The 21,410-nt window shown below is 39.0% G+C and carries 11 protein-coding genes; 9 read left to right on the top strand and 2 right to left on the bottom strand.

All coding sequences use genetic code 11. The features are described 5' to 3' along the window. Positions 1 to 261: 261 nt before the first annotated feature. Positions 262 to 3,651 carry a SusC/RagA family TonB-linked outer membrane protein gene (locus tag AC13EX_RS08655; RefSeq protein ID WP_482892360.1) on the top strand — a complete coding sequence of 1,130 codons (3,390 nt, stop codon included), beginning with the start codon at positions 262 to 264 and terminating at the stop codon, positions 3,649 to 3,651. Positions 3,652 to 3,680: 29 nt separating this feature from the next. Further along, on the top strand, positions 3,681 to 5,264 hold the full coding sequence (locus tag AC13EX_RS08650) for a SusD/RagB family nutrient-binding outer membrane lipoprotein (RefSeq protein ID WP_482892358.1): 1,584 nt from the start codon (positions 3,681 to 3,683) through the stop codon (positions 5,262 to 5,264). Positions 5,265 to 5,614: 350 nt separating this feature from the next. Here AC13EX_RS08650 and AC13EX_RS08645 read toward each other — a convergent pair whose 3' ends face one another. Further along, a complete protein-coding gene (locus AC13EX_RS08645; RefSeq protein ID WP_482892356.1) occupies positions 5,615 to 7,030 on the bottom strand; it encodes a sulfatase-like hydrolase/transferase in 1,416 nt (471 codons plus the stop codon). A 169-nt stretch (positions 7,031 to 7,199) separates the two neighbouring features. Between AC13EX_RS08645 and AC13EX_RS08640 the strand changes: the two genes are divergently transcribed. The 7 genes from AC13EX_RS08640 to AC13EX_RS08610 all read left to right on the top strand — a co-directional run bounded on the left by AC13EX_RS08640 (position 7,200) and on the right by AC13EX_RS08610 (position 20,020). Beyond that, positions 7,200 to 8,756, top strand: a complete 1,557-nt coding sequence (locus tag AC13EX_RS08640) for a sulfatase family protein (RefSeq protein ID WP_048642992.1) — start codon at positions 7,200 to 7,202, stop codon at positions 8,754 to 8,756. Between the two features lie 48 nt (positions 8,757 to 8,804). Beyond that, a complete protein-coding gene (locus tag AC13EX_RS08635; protein WP_482892355.1) occupies positions 8,805 to 10,157 on the top strand; it encodes a nucleoside hydrolase-like domain-containing protein in 1,353 nt (450 codons plus the stop codon). Between the two features lie 136 nt (positions 10,158 to 10,293). Then, complete coding sequence (locus AC13EX_RS08630) at positions 10,294 to 12,267, top strand: heparinase II/III domain-containing protein (protein WP_482892354.1); 1,974 nt, start codon at positions 10,294 to 10,296, stop codon at positions 12,265 to 12,267. A 208-nt stretch (positions 12,268 to 12,475) separates the two neighbouring features. Next, a complete protein-coding gene (locus AC13EX_RS08625) occupies positions 12,476 to 14,356 on the top strand; it encodes a sulfatase family protein (protein WP_482892352.1) in 1,881 nt (626 codons plus the stop codon). A gap of 74 nt (positions 14,357 to 14,430) precedes the next feature. Next, positions 14,431 to 16,206 (top strand): sodium:solute symporter family protein, encoded by a 1,776-nt coding sequence (locus AC13EX_RS08620; protein ID WP_048642996.1) that lies wholly within the window; start codon positions 14,431 to 14,433, stop codon positions 16,204 to 16,206. Positions 16,207 to 16,735: 529 nt separating this feature from the next. Next, complete coding sequence (locus AC13EX_RS08615) at positions 16,736 to 19,084, top strand: TonB-dependent receptor (protein WP_482892350.1); 2,349 nt, start codon at positions 16,736 to 16,738, stop codon at positions 19,082 to 19,084. 6 nt (positions 19,085 to 19,090) lie between these two features. Beyond that, on the top strand, positions 19,091 to 20,020 hold the full coding sequence (locus tag AC13EX_RS08610; protein ID WP_169786496.1) for a DUF4249 domain-containing protein: 930 nt from the start codon (positions 19,091 to 19,093) through the stop codon (positions 20,018 to 20,020). Positions 20,021 to 20,331: 311 nt separating this feature from the next. Here the strand turns inward: AC13EX_RS08610 and AC13EX_RS08605 are convergent, their stop codons facing one another. Further along, positions 20,332 to 20,946 (bottom strand): DUF4230 domain-containing protein, encoded by a 615-nt coding sequence (locus tag AC13EX_RS08605; protein ID WP_482892348.1) that lies wholly within the window; start codon positions 20,944 to 20,946, stop codon positions 20,332 to 20,334. Positions 20,947 to 21,410: the final 464 nt, after the last annotated feature.

Genomic DNA, 21,410 nt, shown 5'->3' with positions numbered 1-21,410 from the left:
ATTGGTTAATAGTATTTGTCTAGATTTTTATCGGTGTTTTTTGTGATTAATGCAAATTAATTATTTTATAATCTGCTTCTTGTTTTGGAATTAAAATATTAAATTATTAACTAGTGCCTATACTGTTAAATAAAAATATAAACAAAACTAAATTACTTATATGAGAAAATGTATTTAAAAGAATGACCAAAATCGAAAAATTAAAGGGTGGGAAAGCCTATTCTTTAGTGAAACAACTCTAAACACTACAAAATCAAAAACATGAAAAATGAAAAAAATCTACTAAAAACTGGCTTTGCAATAAAAGGAATATCAACTTTTATTCAGGTTATTGCCTTAGTATTTCTATTGATTTCAGTACCAATTTACTCCAGTGCTTTTGGTGCAATAGTCAATTCAAAAAATGAAGATTTGAGGGAATACTTAGTTGTTACTGGAAAGGTGGTTGACACCAATGGTGAACCTCTGCCTGGGGTTACCATTACGGTGAAGAGCTCTAATATTGGTACCGTTTCAGATATAGAAGGGAACTATTCGATAGACGTTTCAGCCAATGCCACGCTGGTATTTTCATATATAGGTTTTGAAACCCAAGAAGTAAATGTTGGGAATCAAAGCACCATAAATATTACCCTTAATGAAGATATAGGGGATATGGATGAATTCGTAGTAACCTCTTTGGGTGTACCTAAGGAGCCTAAAGCTCTTGGTTATGCAACTACTACCATTAAATCTCAAGAATTGGTGAAGGTGGGTACTCCGAATATTGCTACCTCTTTGTACGGAAAAGCACCCGGTGTTAGAATTCAATCCGGTGCAGGTGGAGCAACTTCGGCTGTTAATATTACCATACGTGGTATCAATTCGATCACAGGAAGAAACCAGCCTTTGATTATTTTGGACGGTGTGCCTATCCGTAATGAAGAGGTGACGAACAATAATTACTGGGGAGACCAGAGATTGCGTGGAAACGGGCTTCTTGACATCAACCCGGAGGATATTGCAGAATTGACAGTGCTTAAGGGAGCTTCCGCTGCGGCACTGTATGGTTCTGAAGCGGTTAATGGAGTAATCATGATTACAACAAAAAAAGGATCAACCAAAGGATTTAGAGTGGATTTTAATGCCAATATTTCCATGGATAAGATTGCTTATTTGCCAAGGTATCAAAACGTTAGAGGACCTGGTGCTCCCAATCATGTTTTTGATGTGGGGCAGAATGAAGACGGTTTCTTCACCTATGAAGATGGCACCCTTGGTTTACCAAGTACCAGCTTGAACTTCGGGCCTAAATTTGATGGTCGCATTGTATACGGCTGGGATGGGGTAGAGAGGCCTTATATGGCACAGGAAGATAGTTATGCAGCTTTATTTAATGATCCGGTAAATTCACAAGTAAACGTTGCCATATCCAATTCAACCGATGTCGCAGATTTTAGATTATCATTGACACGTCAGGACAATGAAGCGTTAAGTTTAAACTCTAAAAACAGCAAAAATATCGCTAACCTGAACTCTACATTTAGAATTTCTAAAAAAGTGCGTACAGACTTGATGATAAATTACATCAACCAGTACACTGCTAACAGACCTTATTCAGTTGATCGTTTGATTAATAATTTTGGTGGTATGATGTCCCGCTTTGATAATGGTGCATGGTATCTGGATAAGTACAAGACAAGTAGGGGTTACCGTTATGTGACAGGGAATGGTCAGAGTTTAACTCCTGAAGAGAACATAACTAGAAACGGGTTTATGGACGCCATTGGGGACTATATATGGAGGGTGAACGAACACCAGGCTTCAGAACTAAGTAATCGTGTAATTGGTAGCATTACCAACCATTTCGATATCACGGATGAACTATCTTTGAGGGCAAGGTTATCAACAGACTTTACTTACCGAAAAAATGAAAATGAAACATCTTCTACCAGGCCATTGGCATTTGGACCTTCTGGTGGTTTTAGTATGTCGAATGAAATCTTTAGCATTTTGTATGGAGACTTGTTACTAACTTATAGAAAGAAACTAACTGATGAGGTGACCTTAAGTGCCATGGCGGGATATACAGCCAATAAAGAATCCTATTCTTCAATTTCCAGAGGAACCAATGGTGGCCTAAGTACAGAGAACCTATTTGATATTGTGGCTTCTGTCAACCTTCCAAATAATGGTTCTAGTAGAACATCACAAGTAATAGATGCTGCACTTGGAACGGTTAATTTCGATTATAAAGGGTTTTGGTTTTTAGAAGGGACGATCCGACGAGACCGTACGTCTACTATGAATCCGGATAACAATGCCTTTGTTTATCCATCTGCCAATACCAGTTTTATTCTTTCTGACGCCATTGAATTACCTGGATTTATTAACCTTGCCAAGATAAGAGGTTCCTGGGGTATAGTGGGTAATTATCCGGATGTTTATAGGGCTAATATTGCCTATAACCAAAATACCTTGGGAGTTCAGCAGACTGGCGGATCACCTGTGTTATATACAAATATTTCAAGTAGTTTTGGTAATGACTTGATTAGGCCTGAGCAGAAGCACGAATTTGAATTTGGCTTCGAAAGTAGATTTCTTCAAGGAAGGTTAAACCTTAACTTCTCTTACTATAACGCACAGATTAGAGATCAAATTCTGCCATTGACCCTTCCATCTACCGCAGGAGCCAGTTCTGTTCTAGCTAATATAGGTACACTTAGAAATAAAGGTATTGAAATCAGTCTTGACGGAACAGTTTACAAAAGCACTAATCTCGAGTGGACAGCAGGAATTAATTTTTCACGCAATAAAAACGTGGTTGAAAAATTGGCCAATAATGCTACAGAGCTTTTGCATGCAGATTATGATGGCAATGCAGCCCAGTTAAGGTCTGTGGTGGGACGTCCCATGGGAGATTTCTATGCAAGACCTATTGAAACCAATAGCAATGGTGAAAAAATAGTCCAACCAAATGGATTGTATAAAATCGACCCTAACAGTTGGATTCGTGCGGGTAATGCCATGCCAAAAGCTGTGGGGGGTGTGTTTAATACCCTAAGATACAAAAACTTCACCTTTGATGTAATGGCTGATTTCCAAATAGGCGGACATGTAATGCCAACCGGTGTAAACTGGATGATCAGTAGGGGGCTTACTGAGGAAAGCTTGAAATATATGGATACTGAAAGTGGCGGTTTGTCATATTATGTGAATGCCGATGGACAAGGTGTGCAGACTAGCGATGGTCAAGGGCCCAATGGAGAAGAAGTTTACCACGATGGGATGTTGATGGATGGGGTAACTTCAGATGGAAACCCTAACACGAATGTAATTTCTCAAGCATTATATTACCAAAGTACCTACAACTGGGGAGGTCCACAATATGGCCAAGCTAGGTATGAATTGTATATTAAGGAAAACACCTACTTTAAGTTAAGAGAATTATCTATTGCTTACGATTTGCCATCACAAATAGCTTCAAAACTAGGTGCATCTAGTCTTCAAGTGTCTGCTTTTGGTAGAAACTTGTTTTTCTTCTACAGAAACTTAAAGGATCTGGATCCGGAAGTCCTGACAGGTGGTTCAAGGTGGGCACAAACACTTACCAGTGCAGGTACCAACCCTGCCACACGAAGTATGGGTCTTATGCTTAGGGCAAGATTCTAATAGTTGTTTACTCTAAAACTTAAGAAATTATGAAAAATAGATTAATAAGCTTTTTCCTTGTGCTTATTGTAGGCATTTCGGGATGTGAATATTCGGAGTTTGAAGACAATTATACTGACCCTTCAAAAGTGTCTGAAACATCTGTAGATAAACAGTTTACAGGTTTTATCATTGCCAATAGGGAGTACGTTCTTCCCAGTTACTGGAATTACTTTGTGGTGTTAAGAATTACACTTAACAGGTATACTCAGGCTGTAGGATGGGCCAATGAAGAAAATCAGTATGTACCGGGTTCTGCAGCAATAAATGACAGGTGGAACAATTACTATCAGTTCTTGGCCCAATACAGAGAATTGGAAAAAGTATACAATGGGCTTTCAGAGCTCGATAGGCAAGATAATAGGATCTATATGATTACTGCTGCTACTTACCTCTATGACCATACCCAAAAAATAGTGGACCTTCATGGAGCCATTCCTTTTTCTGAAGCAGGAATGCTAAGTACCAATGGTGGTGATTACAGCATGTCTTATCCAGGATATGATGAACCGGAAGCCATTTACACTAAAATGTTAGATGATTTGGCTGGTTTTGCTGACGAACTGAGAACAATGGATATCAACCCTGGAATCCTTACAGGCTTTCAGACCCAAGATTTAATCAATAGAGGGGATATCGATATGTGGTTAAAATATATCAATTCATTAAGGTTGAGGATGTTGAATAGGGTAAGTGCGGCTCCAAATTTTGCATCTAGAGCTGCGACAGAAATTAGTGAGATTTTATCTAATCCTACTAACTACCCCGTGGTGACAACCAATGATGAAAATATTACCTTTCGTATTTATCAATTGGGTACGCTTATAAGTGCAACAAGCTGGCAAGGTGGTTTGGAAGATTGGAATGGAAATGTTGCAGGGAAAGAAATCGTAGATCATATGCTTGATAATAATGATCCAAGATTGACATACGTTTTCGAGCCGGGTGAAGATGCAGAAGGCGAGTATATGGGGCTTGATCCATTATTGAATGGTTCTGATCAAACAGACCTAATCGGTACCAATACACTTACGATCTATAACAGGTCTACCCTTAGTCGAAACCAGTATTTTCCAGGTATGTTAATCAATGCTTCTCAGGTTCATTTGATTGCTTCAGAATTCTATCTCAAAGAAGGACAAGATAGTAAAGCCATGATGCATTATGAAACGGCTATTAAGGAGTCCATTGATTATTATGAAATTTTGAGAGGGATGACTAATACTACCATTTCACCTGATCCTGTGGTTCCATCAGAAGATGATGTGATGGCGTATTTATCAGAAGATGAGATTAGCTGGAGTATGGCAACTTCTGAACTGGAAAAAATGAAATTGATCGCTAGACAAAGATGGTTACACTATAATGTGGTACAACCTCATGAAAACTGGGCAGAAATCAGAAGGAATGATGTGTTGGGTCTTGAGTTTTGGGAAGATCAGTCAAATCAGCAATCCTTACCGCCTAGCAGATGGATTTACCCTGGATCTGAGCAAACTTATAATACCGAAAAATATGAGAGAGTTCAGTCTGATGATGTGCTTTCTAGAAAACTTTTCTGGGATGTTGATTAATTGAAATTAAACGAGCAATGGTAATTAAAATTTTGCTTAATATGATAAAAAGGGTGGCTGTTTAAGCCTCCCTTTTTCGTTTTGATCAAAATGATTTACCTGCCTAGGCATGCAATAGTACTGCTATCACTAGGTGTATTTTAACCCGGATTATGTAATAGGATTTCTCCGTCCTGACAATAGTCAGGGGTGAAGCCTGTCCCGTGTTTACGGGAAGCGGTGCAATCGCGAGAAAATCGGTTTGGAGATTTTAGCATAGCACCGCTATGGTGAAATTGATAACAGTAACGAGGTGGCTGATTTTGAAGCGATTTCAGCACATAATAGATTGTCTATTGCATCTTTCGGGTTTAATTAGGATTAAAAACTTCATTTTCCCAGATTTTTAAAGATCGGGTAAGGTTTTCGAATGTTTCAGGGTAGGAAAATTTTACATTTTTCCTTTCAGAAATATCCGTGGAAAGATCAAACAACAGACCTTCTTTGTTTTTTTCATCAAATAAAATTTTCCAACTTCCTTTTCTAGCTGCTTTAGCTTCAGGTGTTTTCCAAAATACGGTTCTTTCAGGCATTTCTTTCTTTTGTGTGATAACGTTTAGAAAGCTTGATCCATCCAAGGCATGGTTTTCATTTTGATTTGGCATTGGGCTGCCAATTATTTCTAGAAGAGTAGGAAAGATATCCATACTCATCAGGGTTTCATTAGAAATTACGTTTTCCGGTATTTTTTCCGGCCAATAGGCAATGGCCGGAACTCTGTGTCCACCTTCATAGAGGTCTCCTTTCTCCCCTCTCAGAACGCCATTGGATCCCACTTTTGGCCAGGTGGAGCCATCGTAATTAAGGTATTGCCCATTGTCTGAGGTGAAAAATATAAGCGTGTTTTTATCTAGGCCTTCTGCTTCCAAATATTCAACTAGCCTTCCTACATTTTTGTCTAGGGATTCAATCATTTCCTTTAAAATTTCAGGAACATCCTTGGGCTGGTGAGGACCCAATTTACTGTGAGATCCGGGTTTATTGCTGGTAAAATCTTCTCCTTGTATCCGGGTTTGAAGATTTTCATCATCCGGTGATTGCCAAGGGAAATGAACCCCAAGATGGGCCAGGTATACAAAGAATGGTTGCTTTTTATGTTGCTTGATAAAGTCTATCCCATTTGAAGTGATCACATCTGTGGTATACCCTTTTTGAAAAGCCAATTGGTCATTGTGCCACCAGTCCGGATAACCGTAGCGATCGATTTTAGTGAAATAATCACCACAGCCGGAGGTTAGGCCTTTAAATGTATCAAATCCATACCGTGTAGGGTTGGCTTCAGGATGATTCCCTAAGTGCCACTTACCAAAAAAGGCGGTTGCATAGCCAGCATTTTTCAAATAGTCTGCGATGGTTTTAGGTTTAGCATGGCTATTACTGTTTATACCATTTACACTTCCAACTCCTGGTTTTTGCCAGTAACCCGGTAAGGGATCTTCTATACCTACCCTTTGCTGGTAGCGTCCTGTTAACAATGCCGCACGTGTAGGTGAGCACATGGCGCCATTACTGTGAAAATCCGTGAATAGCATTCCTTTTTGAGCCAAAAGGTTTAAGTGAGGAGTATTGGCTTTTCCACCATAATAACCACCTAGGTCTCCATAACCGATGTCATCAGCCAAAATGATGATGATATTGGGTGGTGTAGAATTTTGGGCATGAATAGAAAGAAAAGGAATGTGGAGGTTTAAAACAAAAATCAAGATATAAATTTGTATTTTTTTCATTTTACAGAGGGTAAAATTTTAATTTTTGCTGTTCTGGCATATTATATCATACTGAATTTTTGATGTTTAGGCCATTGTCTATGCAATTGAAAATGCGAGACGAAGTATGGTTTTGATATAAATTTTCTATATTGGTTATTTATAAAATCTTAAAGAAACCAAACCATTTATGAACTTAAAATTACCACTTCAATTAACCTATATTTTGGGTATGTTGCTCCTTTTGGCATCATGTGGCCCAAAGGAGATAAAAGAAGAAGAAAAAGCTGAAAACCCCAATATTGTTATCATTTATATGGACGACCTCGGCTACGGGGACATGAGTGCATATGATGCCGGGACATTGGAAACACCAAACATGGATAAATTGGCAGAAGGTGGGGTGAAATTTACAGCCGGCTATGCTTCTTCTGCTACCTGCTCTCCCAGTAGATATGCCTTATTAACAGGAACCTATCCTTGGAGGAATAAAGATGCAAAAATATTGCCCGGAACTGCCCCTTTGTTAATAGGAACAGATGAAATGACCATACCCAAGATGCTAAAAAGTCAGGGGTATGCCACTGCAGTCGTGGGTAAATGGCACCTAGGCTTGGGAGATGGTACTGTTAACTGGAATGAAAAGGTAAGCCCAGGCCCTAATGAGGTAGGTTTTGATTATTCCTATATAATGGCTGCTACGCAAGATAGGGTGCCTACAGTTTACCTTGAAGACGGATTGGTCCAAGGCTTGGACCCTAATGACCCTATAGAAGTGAGTTATGACAAAAACTTTGAAGGAGAACCTACCGGTAAGGATAATCCGGAAATGCTCAAAATGAAATGGCACCATGGACATAACAATAGCATTGTCAATGGTATTCCTAGAATAGGCTTTATGAAAGGTGGTAAAAAGGCACAATGGGTAGATGAAGACATGGCGGATCATTTCCTTGAGAAAGCCAAAGCATATGTCAAAAAAGACAGGGGTGAACCTTTCTTTTTATACTATGCTCTTCAGCAACCTCATGTACCCAGGACGCCACATCCAAGGTTTGAAGGGAAATCAGGTATGGGGCCAAGAGGAGATGTAATTCTTGAAGCAGACTGGTGCATAGGTGAATTTATAAAAACCCTGGAAGAAGAAGGTCTTTTGGAAAATACACTGATAATTTTTTCCAGTGACAACGGGCCGGTTTTGAATGATGGATACTATGATGATGCAGAGGAATTGGTTGGAGATCATACACCCGCTGGTCCGCTCAGAGGTGGGAAATACAGTTTGTTTGAAGCAGGAACAAGGGTGCCATTTATAAGTTATTGGAAAGGAAAAGCCTTACCAGGAACCACGGACGCCATGGTTAGTCAAATTGATATTTTTAATTCATTGGCCGCTATTTCAGGAAGTCAGGAAAGGACTACAGATGGCAAGGATTTTTCTCAATTGTTCTTAGGAAATGATGGCGAAGGAAGAGATGCCCTGGTACTTGAAGCCACTACCCGCACCGCTTATAGAAAAGGAGATTGGGTACTGATTCCTCCCTATAAAGGCCCTGCTGTAAATAAATTTGTGAATATTGAAATGGGGAATGACTCTGATTTTCAATTGTATGATTTAAGTACTGATTTGGAACAGCAAAATAACCTTGCAGAAGAAAATCCTGAAAAATTGAAAGAACTGTTAGAAGAGTTTATTGCCATCAGGGGTGAAGACTTTGTAGATACCAAAGGACTTGAGTTAAAGTGATCTTAAATGATTTCAGGATTTTGTTCTTAAGCAGAAAAAAATGACCAGATGCTAAAATTTATATCCATTTCTTTACCCATTATAGTATTTTGTTTGTTAGTGCCGGTACTGCTTCAGGCACAGGAAAAACCGCAAGTGATAGTACTTACCGATATTGGGGGAGATACAGATGATGAACAAAGCTTGGTTAGGTTTTTATATTATGCAGACCAGTTTGACATAAAAGCCATTTGTGCTACAAGTCGTCTGGGGCATGGTCAGGACATCAAACCGGAAATTGTTCAGCGCCAATTGGCAGCATATGGGGGGATATACCCCAACCTTATCCTGCATAAGAAGGATTTTCCTCACCCTGATATGCTTACAAAATTGATCAAATCAGGTAATGGTAACTCAGAGGCTTTTGGAGAAGGCTACGATTCCGAGGCCTCTGAGGCCATTATTAAGATTGTAGATAAGAGTAAAGCAATGGTCCATATTCCGGTATGGGGTGGACTGAGGGAATTGGCTCAGGCCCTCTGGAAGGTAAACAATACCCGTGGTAAAGAAGAACTTGATGAATTTTGCAGAAAAATTCAAGTCCATGCAATTGGTGATCAGGATGGCCATAGAAATTACCTTTTAAAAAATTTTAAAGCTTTAAGATTTATTGCCAATGGCTACGCTTGGAATGGTTTTACCGGTATTAGAGAACTATCTACCTTTCGGGGCATGTACATGACCGGTAACCAGCAAATGCAGGATGCAAACTGGGTGAAAAATAATATTCACGGCAATGGACCTTTAAGTGAGTGCTACCAGCTAAACGGTCATGGAACTGACGGTATGAAAGAAGGAGATAGTCCCTCATTCCTTGGCTTGATTGGCAATGGTTTGAATGTTCCGGACCATCCAGAATGGGGAGGTTGGGGAGGTCGATACAGGCTGTTGTTTAACCAACTGTACATCGATGCACCTGATTTTATGGAAGGGACATTGAATGAGAGACATGGAGTGGCCCGGTGGAGAACAGCTTTTCAGTCAGACTTTATGGGCAGGGTTAAATGGGGCGTACTGAGCTATGAACAGGCCAACCACAATCCTGTAATTAATGTAAATGGACATAAGTCGAATGGACCTTTATTCCTGAAAGTTCAACCAGGAATGGAATTGGAGCTGGATGCCTCCGCCAGCACAGACCCTGATGGGGATTCATTAACCTACAAATGGTGGATTTACAATGAGATTTTTCAGCCTGTCAGTCCAGTGGTGTTTAAAGCTTCTTCAGAAGAACCTAAAATAAAGATCGAGATTCCTCCTCTGCCTCTGGGAAAAGAATTGCACCTCATTTTAGAAGTTATGGATAATGGTTTACCTTCAATGTTTGGTTATAAACGAGTCATTATTACGGCTGCAATTTGAATTAATTCCACCAACCTTTATTGGATAAGGAGGGATAATCGAAACACCTAATTTTGTGAAATAAGTCTAAAAATGCAGGGTCTTGCCGTTCTGCTGATAAAAAAAATACTATAAGCCCAAATCTATGCCTATTGCTATGCCATCAATTACTCATAAAATTTTACTGCTATTTCTTTGCTGCAGTATTGTGTTTTCAGTCTACTCTCAGGAAAACAGAAACTTGTTGACCAATGCTTTGAACAGAAAACAAGTAGCGGATAATTTAAATAGTACCAAACAATGGGTCAATTTTCCTGCCTACGAGGACAGAGATGCATGGAATCAAATTACTGAAGAAGTAAGAAAAGCCATGATAAATGAGGGAGAGGCCTACTTGGATTACGATTGGCCAATTGTAAAGGCCAGCATGTACCTTGAGTTTAAACGGACTGGTGACAGAACTAAAGACGCTGCCGTAAACAGTGCCAGGAAGAAGGCCCTTCAAGCACTGATGATGGCCGAGCTAGTGGAGGGAAAAGGCAGGTTTTTGGATGACCTTGTCAATGGTGTTTTTGCTTTCTGCGAACAAACTTATTGGGGAGCCTCAGCCCATTTTTACCTGTATGGATTTGAAGGAAGTATTGCTAATCCTACCACGGTTTTGCCTGATATTGAAGATCCAATTATTGATTTGATGGTTGGAGATATTGCAAATGATTTGGCTTGGACCCTGTATTACTTCAAAGATGCTTTTGACGCAATCAGTCCTATTATAAGCAGAAGACTTTCCTCAGAATTAAAGAAAAAAGTGTTGCAGCCTTTTTATGAGCGAAATGATTTTTGGTGGATTACTGGCTGGGGAGAAGGACGGGTGAACAACTGGACCCCATGGTGCAATTTTAATGTGCTTACTGTATTGTTACTAGTAGAAGATGATCCGATTAAAAAACAGGATGCGGTTTATAAATCCATGCAATCGGTGGATCTATTTATTAATTCTTATCCTGATGACGGTAGTTGTAGTGAAGGCCCTGCTTATTGGGCACATGCCGGTGGCAAAATGTTTGATTATCTGGAGTTATTGGACAAGGCTTTAGGAGGGAAAGTAGCTCCTATTTTTGATCATCCACTAATAGGGGATATGGGGAAATACATCTATAGGTCTCATATTAACGATGGCAGTTTTTATATCAATTTTGCTGATGCTCCTATAAAAATCAAGCATGATCCGGGTAGAATATTTAGGTATGGAGAAAAAATTAATGACCCTATCATGGAGAAGTTTGCTGCCTATTTGGCAAATAAAAGAAGTGAAAAGGATCTAGTAACTTCTGGAACAATAGGAGATAGAATAGGGAATGTGTTTTTGCTAGCGTCCTTAAAAGAATTGCCAGCAGAAGCTCCTCAAGTTGAAGATTTCTATTTTCCTGACTGGGATGTGGTGATAGCCAGAGAAGAAGCAAATGCCAAAGGCTTTTATTTTACCGCAAAGGGAGGGGATAATGACGAACACCATAATCACAATGATGTGGGTTCTTTTATGCTTTATTATGATGGGAAACCTGTTTTTATCGATGTGGGAGTGGGTACTTATACAAGACAAACCTTCAGTCCTGAGCGGTATTCTATTTGGACCATGCAATCCAATTACCACAATCTACCACTCATTAATGGGGTAGCACAAAAAGCAGGTGGGAATTTTAAGGCTACAGGATCCAATTATCGCTTGAAAAATGGTCAGGTTTTTTTTCAGACAAATATTGCGCCTGCTTATCCTAAGGAAGCAGCAGTGAAAAGCTGGGAAAGGTCCTTTGAATTTAGGAGAGAAAATGGTTTGATCATTAAGGATCATTTTGAATTGGATAAAAATGAAAATTCAACAAGCTTTCATTTTATGAGTGCATTGCCTGTTGCCTTAAAATCTCCTGGATTATTAGAAATTACAGGGGAAGGGTTTGAGATTATTACGCACTTTGACCAGAAAAAACTTGATGCCACAATAGAAACAATTGCCATCGAAGACCCAAAGTTAATCTCTAATCATGGAGAGCAATTGTATAGAATTGTTTTTAAATGGAAAGAAGAAAAGCTAAAGGGGGACCTTAAGTTTTCTATCAGTGCTAAAGACTAAGCGGAAATTGGAATGGACTATGATTTTGGCTACATGATAAACGAGTTCAAAAGTCAGGACAAATATTCAATCATTAGATTAACATGTCCTTTTGCTCAAGCATTGTTTATCCGGTCATCCTTAAAATAAGGGCTATAACATAATTTTAGCCCTTATTTCAGTAATTAAGTGATTTTTTCAATTAGATTGTACCTTAATAAATAGATCAATGAAAAATATCACCTATCTCTTCCTTCTTTTGAATTGTATGGCTTGTAAGAATAGCTATAAGGAGGTTGGTAAGCCAAATATTTTATGGATTTCCCATGAAGATCTGGGGCCGATTTATGGGTGCTATGGTGACGAATATGCTTCTACACCCACCATTGACCAGTTGGCAGCCAACAGTATAAAATTTACCCAGGTTTATTCAAATGCGCCAATATGTGCACCAGCACGCTCTACCCTGATCACAGGTATGTACGCTGTTTCCCTTGGCACCCAACACCTAAGATCTGCAATCCCAGTTCCTGAATCAATGAAAATATTGCCTGAAGTGATGCGGGAGGCAGGCTATTATACAAGTAATAATGTAAAGACAGATTACAACTTCAGCCATGAAGGCCGGTGGGATGACAGCAGTAAGGAGGCCCATTGGAGAAATAGACCTGAGGGCAAGCCTTTTTTTAGTGTGTTTAACTTTATGATTACCCATGAAGGTCCTACCAATGCTTTGAGACAGGAGGATACATCTAGCTTAAAAACACATCATGACCCTGCTAAAGCAATACTTCCCCCTCACTTGCCAGACAGTCCCAAAATGCGGGAGATATGGGCTCATATGTATGACTTGCTGGAAGTATTTGATGGGCAGGTAAAGGATTTGTTAGCCCAGCTTGTAGAGGATGGATTACTGGAAGAGACCATTGTTTTTGTCTTTGCAGACCATGGGCATGGTTTACCAGGGTACAAGCGTTGGCTTGACAATGCTGGATTACAAGTCCCTTTTATTCTACATGTTCCGGATAAATACAAACATTTGGTAGCCAATATTTCTGGTCAAGAATCGGACAGGCTGGTTAGTTTTGTTGATTTTGCTCCAACTACACTTTCTTTGGCGGGGGCAAATATTCCTGAAATGATGGAGGGTGTTGATTTCTTAGCCAAGGAAGAAAGCGATTATGTATTTGGCTACAGAGACAGGGCAGATGATTGCTATGAAGTAGCAAGGTCCGTTTACGATGGACGGTATTTGTATATACGTCATTTTATGCCACAGCTTCCTTATTATCAAAATGCACTTATTTTTAATAAAGGGGGGAGTTATGCAGAAATGAACAGACTCAGAGATGCTGGTGAATTAACTGACGCAGCAAAAAAAATGTATGCTACCAAACCCGTAGAGATTTTATATGATTTACAGGAAGATCCTCTGGAACAGAATAACCTAGCCTCTAGGCCAGAAATGAAAGGTAAGCTAGTAGAACTGGCTGTGGAACTCGATGAATGGATGATTCGACATAGGGACACAGGCTTGCTTACTGAGGGCATAATGATGCAGCAGGCAAGCCAATCTAAGGAAAGTGTGTACGCCATTAGTAGGGCTTATTCAGAGGAGTCTTTCAAGGAAGTATTAGAAGTAGCAAAAATGGTTGGAAAGATCACTAACCTTTCTGCCGTCATCCCTTACTTGGATAGTGATCTGGAATCAGCTAGGTTTTGGGGGCTTATCGGAATTGATGCCTATGAGGGCGATATTGGGCGAGTCGTTCCGAATTTAATCAGATTGTTGTCAGATGAAGCACCCGCGGTGGCCATTAAGGCCGCAGAAATTTTGATTAAACGCGAAGAAAATAATGCCGCTTATGAAGTGCTGAAAAACATGCTTTTGCTTGAAGAAGAGGTTCAGGTTTTGCAGGCAGCAATAAGTGTTCGTCGACTAGGCCTTAAAGCAAAACCTTTAATACCCATCATTGCAGAAGAAATTTTCCCCAAATATTCAGGGGAAATTTGGGGGAGGTATAAAAACTGGAGTTATCCTATGTTTATAGGAATGGCTTTAGATCAGGTTCAGATTAATTGCGGAATTGATGTGCCCAAAAGGAAATAGAGAAGACTTAAACCCAAAATCATACAAGAATTCACTTTATTGAAAAAATCATACCCACTTACATATTATACATTATGCTGTTACAAGGAATTGATTGGTTGATATTGGTCGCTTTTTTTGCTGTCTCATTGGGGATAGGATTGTACAGTTCCCGACAATCATCAAAAAACATTAATGAATTTTTTAAAGCAGGAGGTAACCTGCCGTGGTGGATATTAGGCACCTCAATGGTGGCCACCACCTTTTCCACTGATACGCCAAACTTGATTACGGATATTGTGAGGAAAAACGGTATATCAGGAAACTGGGTATGGTGGAGCTTTTTATTAACAGGGATGCTGACCGTTTTTTTCTTTGCCAAACTATGGAAAAGATCGGGAGTGTTGACAGATATAGAATTTTATGAATTGCGCTACAGTGGTAAAGCAGCCTCCTTTTTAAGGGGCTTTAGGGCTATATTTCTGGGTTTATTTTTCAATGTGGTCATCATTTCAGGAGTTTCTCTAGCAGCGATTAAAATTGGGGGCGTATTACTTGGAATAAGCCCCGTAGCTACTTTATTAATATCTGGAATTGTTACCGTTATCTACAGTTCTTTAGGAGGTTTACGAGGTGTAGTATTTACGGATTTTATACAGTTTATTCTGTCTTTGGCTGGCGCCATTGCTGCTGCCTGGGTGGCTGTCAATCATCCTGCAGTAGGAGGACTTGAGAACCTTGTCAATCACGAGCTTATTGTGGATAAACTTGATTTTATTCCTGATATCGCCAATAAAGAAATTTTCCTTACCATATTCCTAATTCCATTGTTTATTCAATGGTGGTCTGTGTGGTATCCAGGTTCTGAGCCCGGAGGTGGGGGCTTTATTGTTCAAAGGATGCTGGCAGCCAAGGATGAAAAAAATGCATTGTCCTCTGTTATGTTTTTTACCATTGTTCATTATGCCATCAGACCTTGGCCTTGGATATTGGTAGCTTTGTGTAGTATAATCGTTTTTCCGGATATGGCTTCCCTACAAGCTGCATTTCCAAATGCGGATGCCTCCATAGTTCAGGATGACATGGCCTATCCTGCTATGCTGTCCTTTATGCCGGTGGGAATTATGGGCTTAGTAGTCACTTCCTTGGTAGCTGCATATATGTCCACACTTTCCACCATGCTCAATCTTGGCGCTTCCTACATGGTCAATGATTTTTACTTAAGGTTTATCAAGCCGGGAAGTACACAAAAGCACCTTGTGGCAGTCGGAAGAATAGCCACTGTTACAATTATGGTTTTAGGTGGTTATGTGGCTTTACATTTAGAAAATGCATTGCAGACATTTAGTATACTTTTGCAAATTGGAGCAGGAACAGGTTTGATTTATATCTTACGCTGGTATTGGTGGAGGATCAATGCCATGAGTGAGATTGTTGCGATGGCAGCTTCCTTCCTTACCGCCTTGTATTTTGCCTTTATTCATCACAATTACTTTGAAGAATTTGCTACCCATGAGGAATTAATTGTAGGGATATTTGTAACTTCAATTTGTTGGATTTCTACAGCTTACCTTTCCACACCTACTGACAAATCCGTTCTTGTTTCTTTTGTGAAAAAGACAAAAGCTCCTGGTCCAGGTTGGAAAAGAATTCACAATTTAATTGGCAATACCGGTGAAAAAGTAGATACCACTGGCTACTTTGACTTTCAGGCAGCGATTCTTGCTTTTGGTGCAGGAGTAATTGGTGTGTTTAGTTTCTTATTCGGTACGGGTAATCTTTTACTTGGAGATCCTCTAAATGGAATGCTTTTAATAGGACTTGCATTTATAGCATTTGGAGCTTTGGTTTACCTAAGGAAACGATTCTAAACAGGGAGTTTTATGTTAAATAAAATAAAGAGATAACCAAAATATGGGTCTCAATGGATTCTTCAGGGAGCTGAAGAATCCATTTTTTTTACCCTTGACTTTACCAAGAATTGGTGAAATCCCATCGAAAGTAGACCAGATACTATTTCTATTCATGAAGGTGTTTTTAGAAATTTGTTTGTGCTTATTTCAATCCATTGTTTATCCAATTCAATTGATCCCAAAGGAGAACAATACTTCGTGGGAATTTTTTTTAAAAATGCTAAAACAGCTGTAGCAAAAATACCAGATGTAACGTCAGGGAATACAGGGAGTATTGAACTCGGTGGTTTTGACTATTTTATTTTTCCATGGAGATTAATGATGTCTTTCAAAGCTTTTATAAAGTTCTTAATGTGTTGGTAATTTGACCGATTATCGCAGTATTATAACTTGCCCTAGGTTATTAAATAGTAAAATGAATATTCAAATTATCGTTTTTTAACTAGCTTTACCAAATTATTTATTGTTTTGCTTATTTGAATAAAAAATGAGGATACTTACAATTGGCATATTTCTATTTTTTCTTAGCACTGTGGGGTTTTCTCAAAAAATCTCAGTAAGTGGAACTGTAAAGGAAGAAGGGACAGGGGAAAACCTGATTGGAGCAAATATTTATGATAAAATTTCCCAAAAAGGGACGATCGCCAATCAATTTGGGTTTTATAGTTATACAACTTCCGGCGATAGTTTAGACCTATATTTTAGTTTTGTAGGATTTCAGGCTAAGCACATTCAATTCAAAGCAAATAAGGATACTGTAATTAATGTGACCTTAGTGCCTGACGGTAATCTTGAGGAGGTGGTGGTTTCTGCTTCAGATATGGACCAAATTCAGGAAGTTACGAGGATGAGTTCCATCAATGTTCCAATAGAGCAAATCAAGGAATTGCCTGCATTAATGGGGGAAGTAGATGTTTTTAAAGTTTTACAACTTCTACCTGGTGTGCAGTCTGGTACTGAAGGAGGAAGTGGTCTGTATGTAAGAGGGGGAGGTCCAGATCAAAATCTTATTTTATTGGACGGGGTGCCGGTATACAATGCCTCACACCTTTTTGGTTTCTTTTCGGTCTTCAATGCAGACGCCATTAATAATGTAGAACTTATCAAAGGAGGTTTTCCTTCCAGATATGGAGGCCGACTTTCTTCAGTGATTGATATAAGCATGAAGGAAGGCAATATGCAGGAATTTAAAGGAGAAGGATCCATAGGATTAATTGCTTCAAAAGTAACTGTTGAAGGACCTATCAAAAAAGACAAAACTTCTTTTATTCTATCAGCGAGGCGTACCTATTTAGATATTTTGGCCCGACCGATTATTAAAGCTGCTACTGAGGGAGATGAGAATATAGGGTATTATTTTTATGACCTTAATGGCAAAGTCAACCATATCATCAATGATAAAAACAGGTTGTACCTGAGTGTATATTCAGGTGATGATAAGGCCTATTCCAAGTTTAAAAACTTTTATGTCAATGACAATGAAAGGACCGATTATGATGAAGAATTTGGCTTGAAATGGGGCAATTTTATCTCAGCCCTTCGATGGAATAATGTTATAAATAGCCGGCTTTTTAGTAATTATACTTTTACTTATAGTCGATACAATTTTGATCTATTCAGTAATTATGAGGAGAAAATTACTGGTTTAGGTGCCACCGAGACTAATTTTTATTCGGACAGGTATTTTTCAGGTATAAGAGATTGGGCAGGAAGGGCAGATTTTGAATTCATTCCTAATCCAGACCATTATTTCCGATTTGGTACCAATGTGATTTTCCATAAGTTCTCCCCAGGAGTTTACGCCAGTAAGAGCAGTACAGGAGACAATGATCTCCAATTGGGTGCAGATGAATTAAATTCAACAGAATATGCGGTATATGCCGAAGACGATATTAATATTACCAGCCGATTGAAAGGCAATTTGGGGCTTCATTATTCAGGGTTTAATACCGACAATCAACATTACAATTCCCTTCAGCCCAGGATAGCAGCAAGGTATTTGGTCAATCCCAGTACCTCAGTAAAAGCTTCCTATGTCACCATGGCACAATTTATCCATTTACTTACCAATGCAGGATTAGGTTTGCCAACGGATCTATGGGTGCCAGCCACAGCTAAAATTGGACCACAAAAAGCCATGCAGGTGGCCATTGGTGGGGTTAAGAATTTCAATAAATTTGAGCTGAGTGCAGAGGCCTATTACAAGACCATGGATGGCTTAATCGAATACAAAGATGGGGCAACATATCTCAACCTGGATGAAGATTGGCAGGATAAAGTGGCTATAGGAGAAGGGGTAAGTTATGGCCTCGAATTATTGCTTCAAAAGAAAGTAGGCAAAATTTCCGGATGGATAGGTTATACCCTTTCTAAAACCGAAAGGAGATTTGACGAGATTAATTTCGGTGAATGGTTTCCTTACAAATACGACAGGAGACATGATGTGAGTTTTGCCCTTACCCATGAATGGAAGGAAAACAAAGATTTTTCGGTGGTTTGGGTATATGGAACTGGAAATGCTGTTTCCCTTCCTACGCAGCGTTATGAAGGGGTATCGATAAACAACTTTGGAAGTACATGGAGATCAGAGTTACAGTATTACGAAAGTAGAAATAACTTCAGAAACAGGGATTACCATCGACTTGATGTAAGTTTCAGTTGGTGGAAGACCAAAAAGTGGGGAGAACGAAAATGGACGCTTGGCATCTACAATGTCTACAACCGGATGAATCCTTTCTTTATGGACATTGGTTATGATCAGCAGAGCAATAAAAAGGTGAAACAATACAGTCTTTTTCCCATTATACCTTCGTTTTCTTACGGGTTTAAATTTTAAATGGACATGAATACATTACTTAGCTATCGAAGATATTTCCTGTTTGTTTTTATAATAGGAGGCCTGTTCATCAGTTCTTGTGAAACCACAGTGGACATTGATATACCTTTTGAAAAACCTCAGGTGACACTGAATTCAACCCTAATTCACAATACCTTTCCAAAGGTAAGACTAACTTATTCCAGACATATTCTTGATAATAATTGGGAATTTGAACCAATAACAACGGCAGAAGTAAAGTTAACTACTGATGATGGTCAATCCTTTTACCTTGGCTATAATGAGGAAAGTGGGGAGTACATTAGTTTGGACTACATGGTGATGGAAGGTAAAGAATATACAGTTGAAGTGAAGGTGGAGGGCTATGACATTATTAGTGCTACAGAAACTGTCCCAATTCATGTCCCAATTAAAGACCTGATTTATAATGGGAGTGCAAAAGTGGATTCTTGGTCAACCAGAGATGACATTACCTTGGTTTTTGACGATGCCATAGGTGAAAATTACTATGAAATTTCAGCTTTTTATTACCGCCAAGGGTCTTATGTTGATCAAGACGGGAATGAGGTCTATTATTCTGATAATCAGCCGATTTATCTGGAGCCAAAAAACCCTGCTTACGAACAAGATTTTTTCTTGGATGGAGCGGTACTTATTGACGATAAATTATTTGATGGTAAAGAAGCGAAAATAGATTTTTTCACCAGTGGTAATTTTATAGAATTAGAAAATGGGGGCGAGGTTCAATTTGTATTGAAAGTGGTGTCTCCAGGCTATTATTATTTCCGTACAACTTCTGGTTTACAGGACTGGAATGAAGGGGATCCCTTTGCCCAACCCGTGCAGGTTTATACTAATATTAAGAATGGTATAGGTATTTTCATGACGGGAAATGTTTCTTCTAAAGAAATGGAGACTGGAACTGGTCAAAACTAAATTCTAAAGAAACTGAAGGCTATCTCTAAATAAAAATTAGTCCTAAAATAAGCTTCAGATTTAGACTTTCTTTTAGGTGCTGTAGCTCACCCGAAATATGCAATAGGCATTCTCTTACGTGCTGAAATCGCTTTAAAATCAGCCACTTCGTTGCTGTTTGGAGATTTCACCATAGCGGTGCTATTCTAAAATCTCCAAACAGCCTGCCCCCGTAAACACGGGACAGGCTTCACCCCTGACATTGTCAGGGCGGAGAAATCCTATTACATAATCCGGGTTCAATTTATGGTGAAATTGTCTTCCGATTGCGTTTAAAATTTTAAATTATCTAAATCGGAAGGAGAGCTGATGGTTGTTTCCTGGTATTGCAGACTCCATCCCATGGAATTGGTTAGAATATAGATCTTGGAGAGTTCATTGATTAGCCTTTCCTTGGCATCATCTTTCAGGTCAGACTGATCGATTTTTGCCTGAACCATTTTATTTACGCTTCCTTTGATCTTGTTATAATCAGCGGCATCAAACTTATTGAAATAATCTTGACTGACATCATAGTATTGAAGGTCAGGGTAAATGTTGATTTCCGGTTCGGGAAGAAATAGAATACGTACTTGTTTGGCCTCCGGGTCTACTTCCGTTTTAATTTGCCTAAGGTCATATGCGATGGTTACTTTCGCATTCACTATCACTAATGCTTTTTTATTGGCAGAGAAGATATCGAAATAATTTTTTTTGGTGTTTTTATAACTCAAAACCTGAGAAAACTGCCCTTCAGTGACAATCAGTTTACCTACCTGTTTAATTTGCTGTTCTAAAAGTGCCGAATTGAGCTGTATTTCTTCCTTTTGCTTGCTTTTGCCCATGAAATACTGAAATGACCAAATGACTGCTATTGCGGTGATGATTCCTGCAAAAAACCTAAACATAAATTTGGATTAAAACATGGATGAACTATTTAACGCTTAAACCCCGAAATATGCAATAGACATTCTATTACGTGCTGAAATCGCTTTAAAATACCCAATCGTTGCTGTTTTCAATTTCACCATAGCGGTGCTATGGTAAAATCTCCAAACAGTCTGATTTTCTTGCGATTCCAACACGTCCGGTAAACACGGGACAGGCATCACCCCTCACTATAGTCAGGGGCAGGAAATCCTATTACATAATGCGGGTTAAATGTGTGATGCTATTTCCCACAGGGGCGATAATTACTTTGTGACCAAAAACAGAAAATCTCATTACACAATTCAGATTTATTATAACAAATGAAAGGAGAATATGATTGCGTTCCAATAAAAAAAAAGTTGAATGACCCACATGGGTTATTTAATTGTGGGAAATTTTATTAGGAAAAACCTTTTAATAAAAGAAATACATTGAATATATT

The sequence above is a fragment of the Cyclobacterium sp. L-R genome, assembly GCF_056859355.1.
The sequence above is the reverse complement of the archived record's forward strand: the minus strand, read 5'-3'. Positions and strand labels throughout refer to the sequence as shown.

Bases quoted from the DNA above. Each gene is read 5' to 3' on its own strand.
- AC13EX_RS08620 (WP_048642996.1), top strand. From the start codon at position 14,431: ATGCTGTTACAAGGAATTGATTGGTTGATATTGGTCGCTTTTTTTGCT.
- AC13EX_RS08630 (WP_482892354.1), top strand. From the start codon at position 10,294: ATGCCATCAATTACTCATAAAATTTTACTGCTATTTCTTTGCTGCAGT.
- AC13EX_RS08640 (WP_048642992.1), top strand. From the start codon at position 7,200: ATGAACTTAAAATTACCACTTCAATTAACCTATATTTTGGGTATGTTG.
- AC13EX_RS08645 (WP_482892356.1), bottom strand. From the start codon at position 7,030: ATGAAAAAAATACAAATTTATATCTTGATTTTTGTTTTAAACCTCCAC.
- AC13EX_RS08615 (WP_482892350.1), top strand. From the start codon at position 16,736: ATGAGGATACTTACAATTGGCATATTTCTATTTTTTCTTAGCACTGTG.
- AC13EX_RS08655 (WP_482892360.1), top strand. From the start codon at position 262: ATGAAAAATGAAAAAAATCTACTAAAAACTGGCTTTGCAATAAAAGGA.
- AC13EX_RS08605 (WP_482892348.1), bottom strand. From the start codon at position 20,946: ATGTTTAGGTTTTTTGCAGGAATCATCACCGCAATAGCAGTCATTTGG.
- AC13EX_RS08635 (WP_482892355.1), top strand. From the start codon at position 8,805: ATGCTAAAATTTATATCCATTTCTTTACCCATTATAGTATTTTGTTTG.
- AC13EX_RS08625 (WP_482892352.1), top strand. From the start codon at position 12,476: ATGAAAAATATCACCTATCTCTTCCTTCTTTTGAATTGTATGGCTTGT.
- AC13EX_RS08610 (WP_169786496.1), top strand. From the start codon at position 19,091: ATGAATACATTACTTAGCTATCGAAGATATTTCCTGTTTGTTTTTATA.
- AC13EX_RS08650 (WP_482892358.1), top strand. From the start codon at position 3,681: ATGAAAAATAGATTAATAAGCTTTTTCCTTGTGCTTATTGTAGGCATT.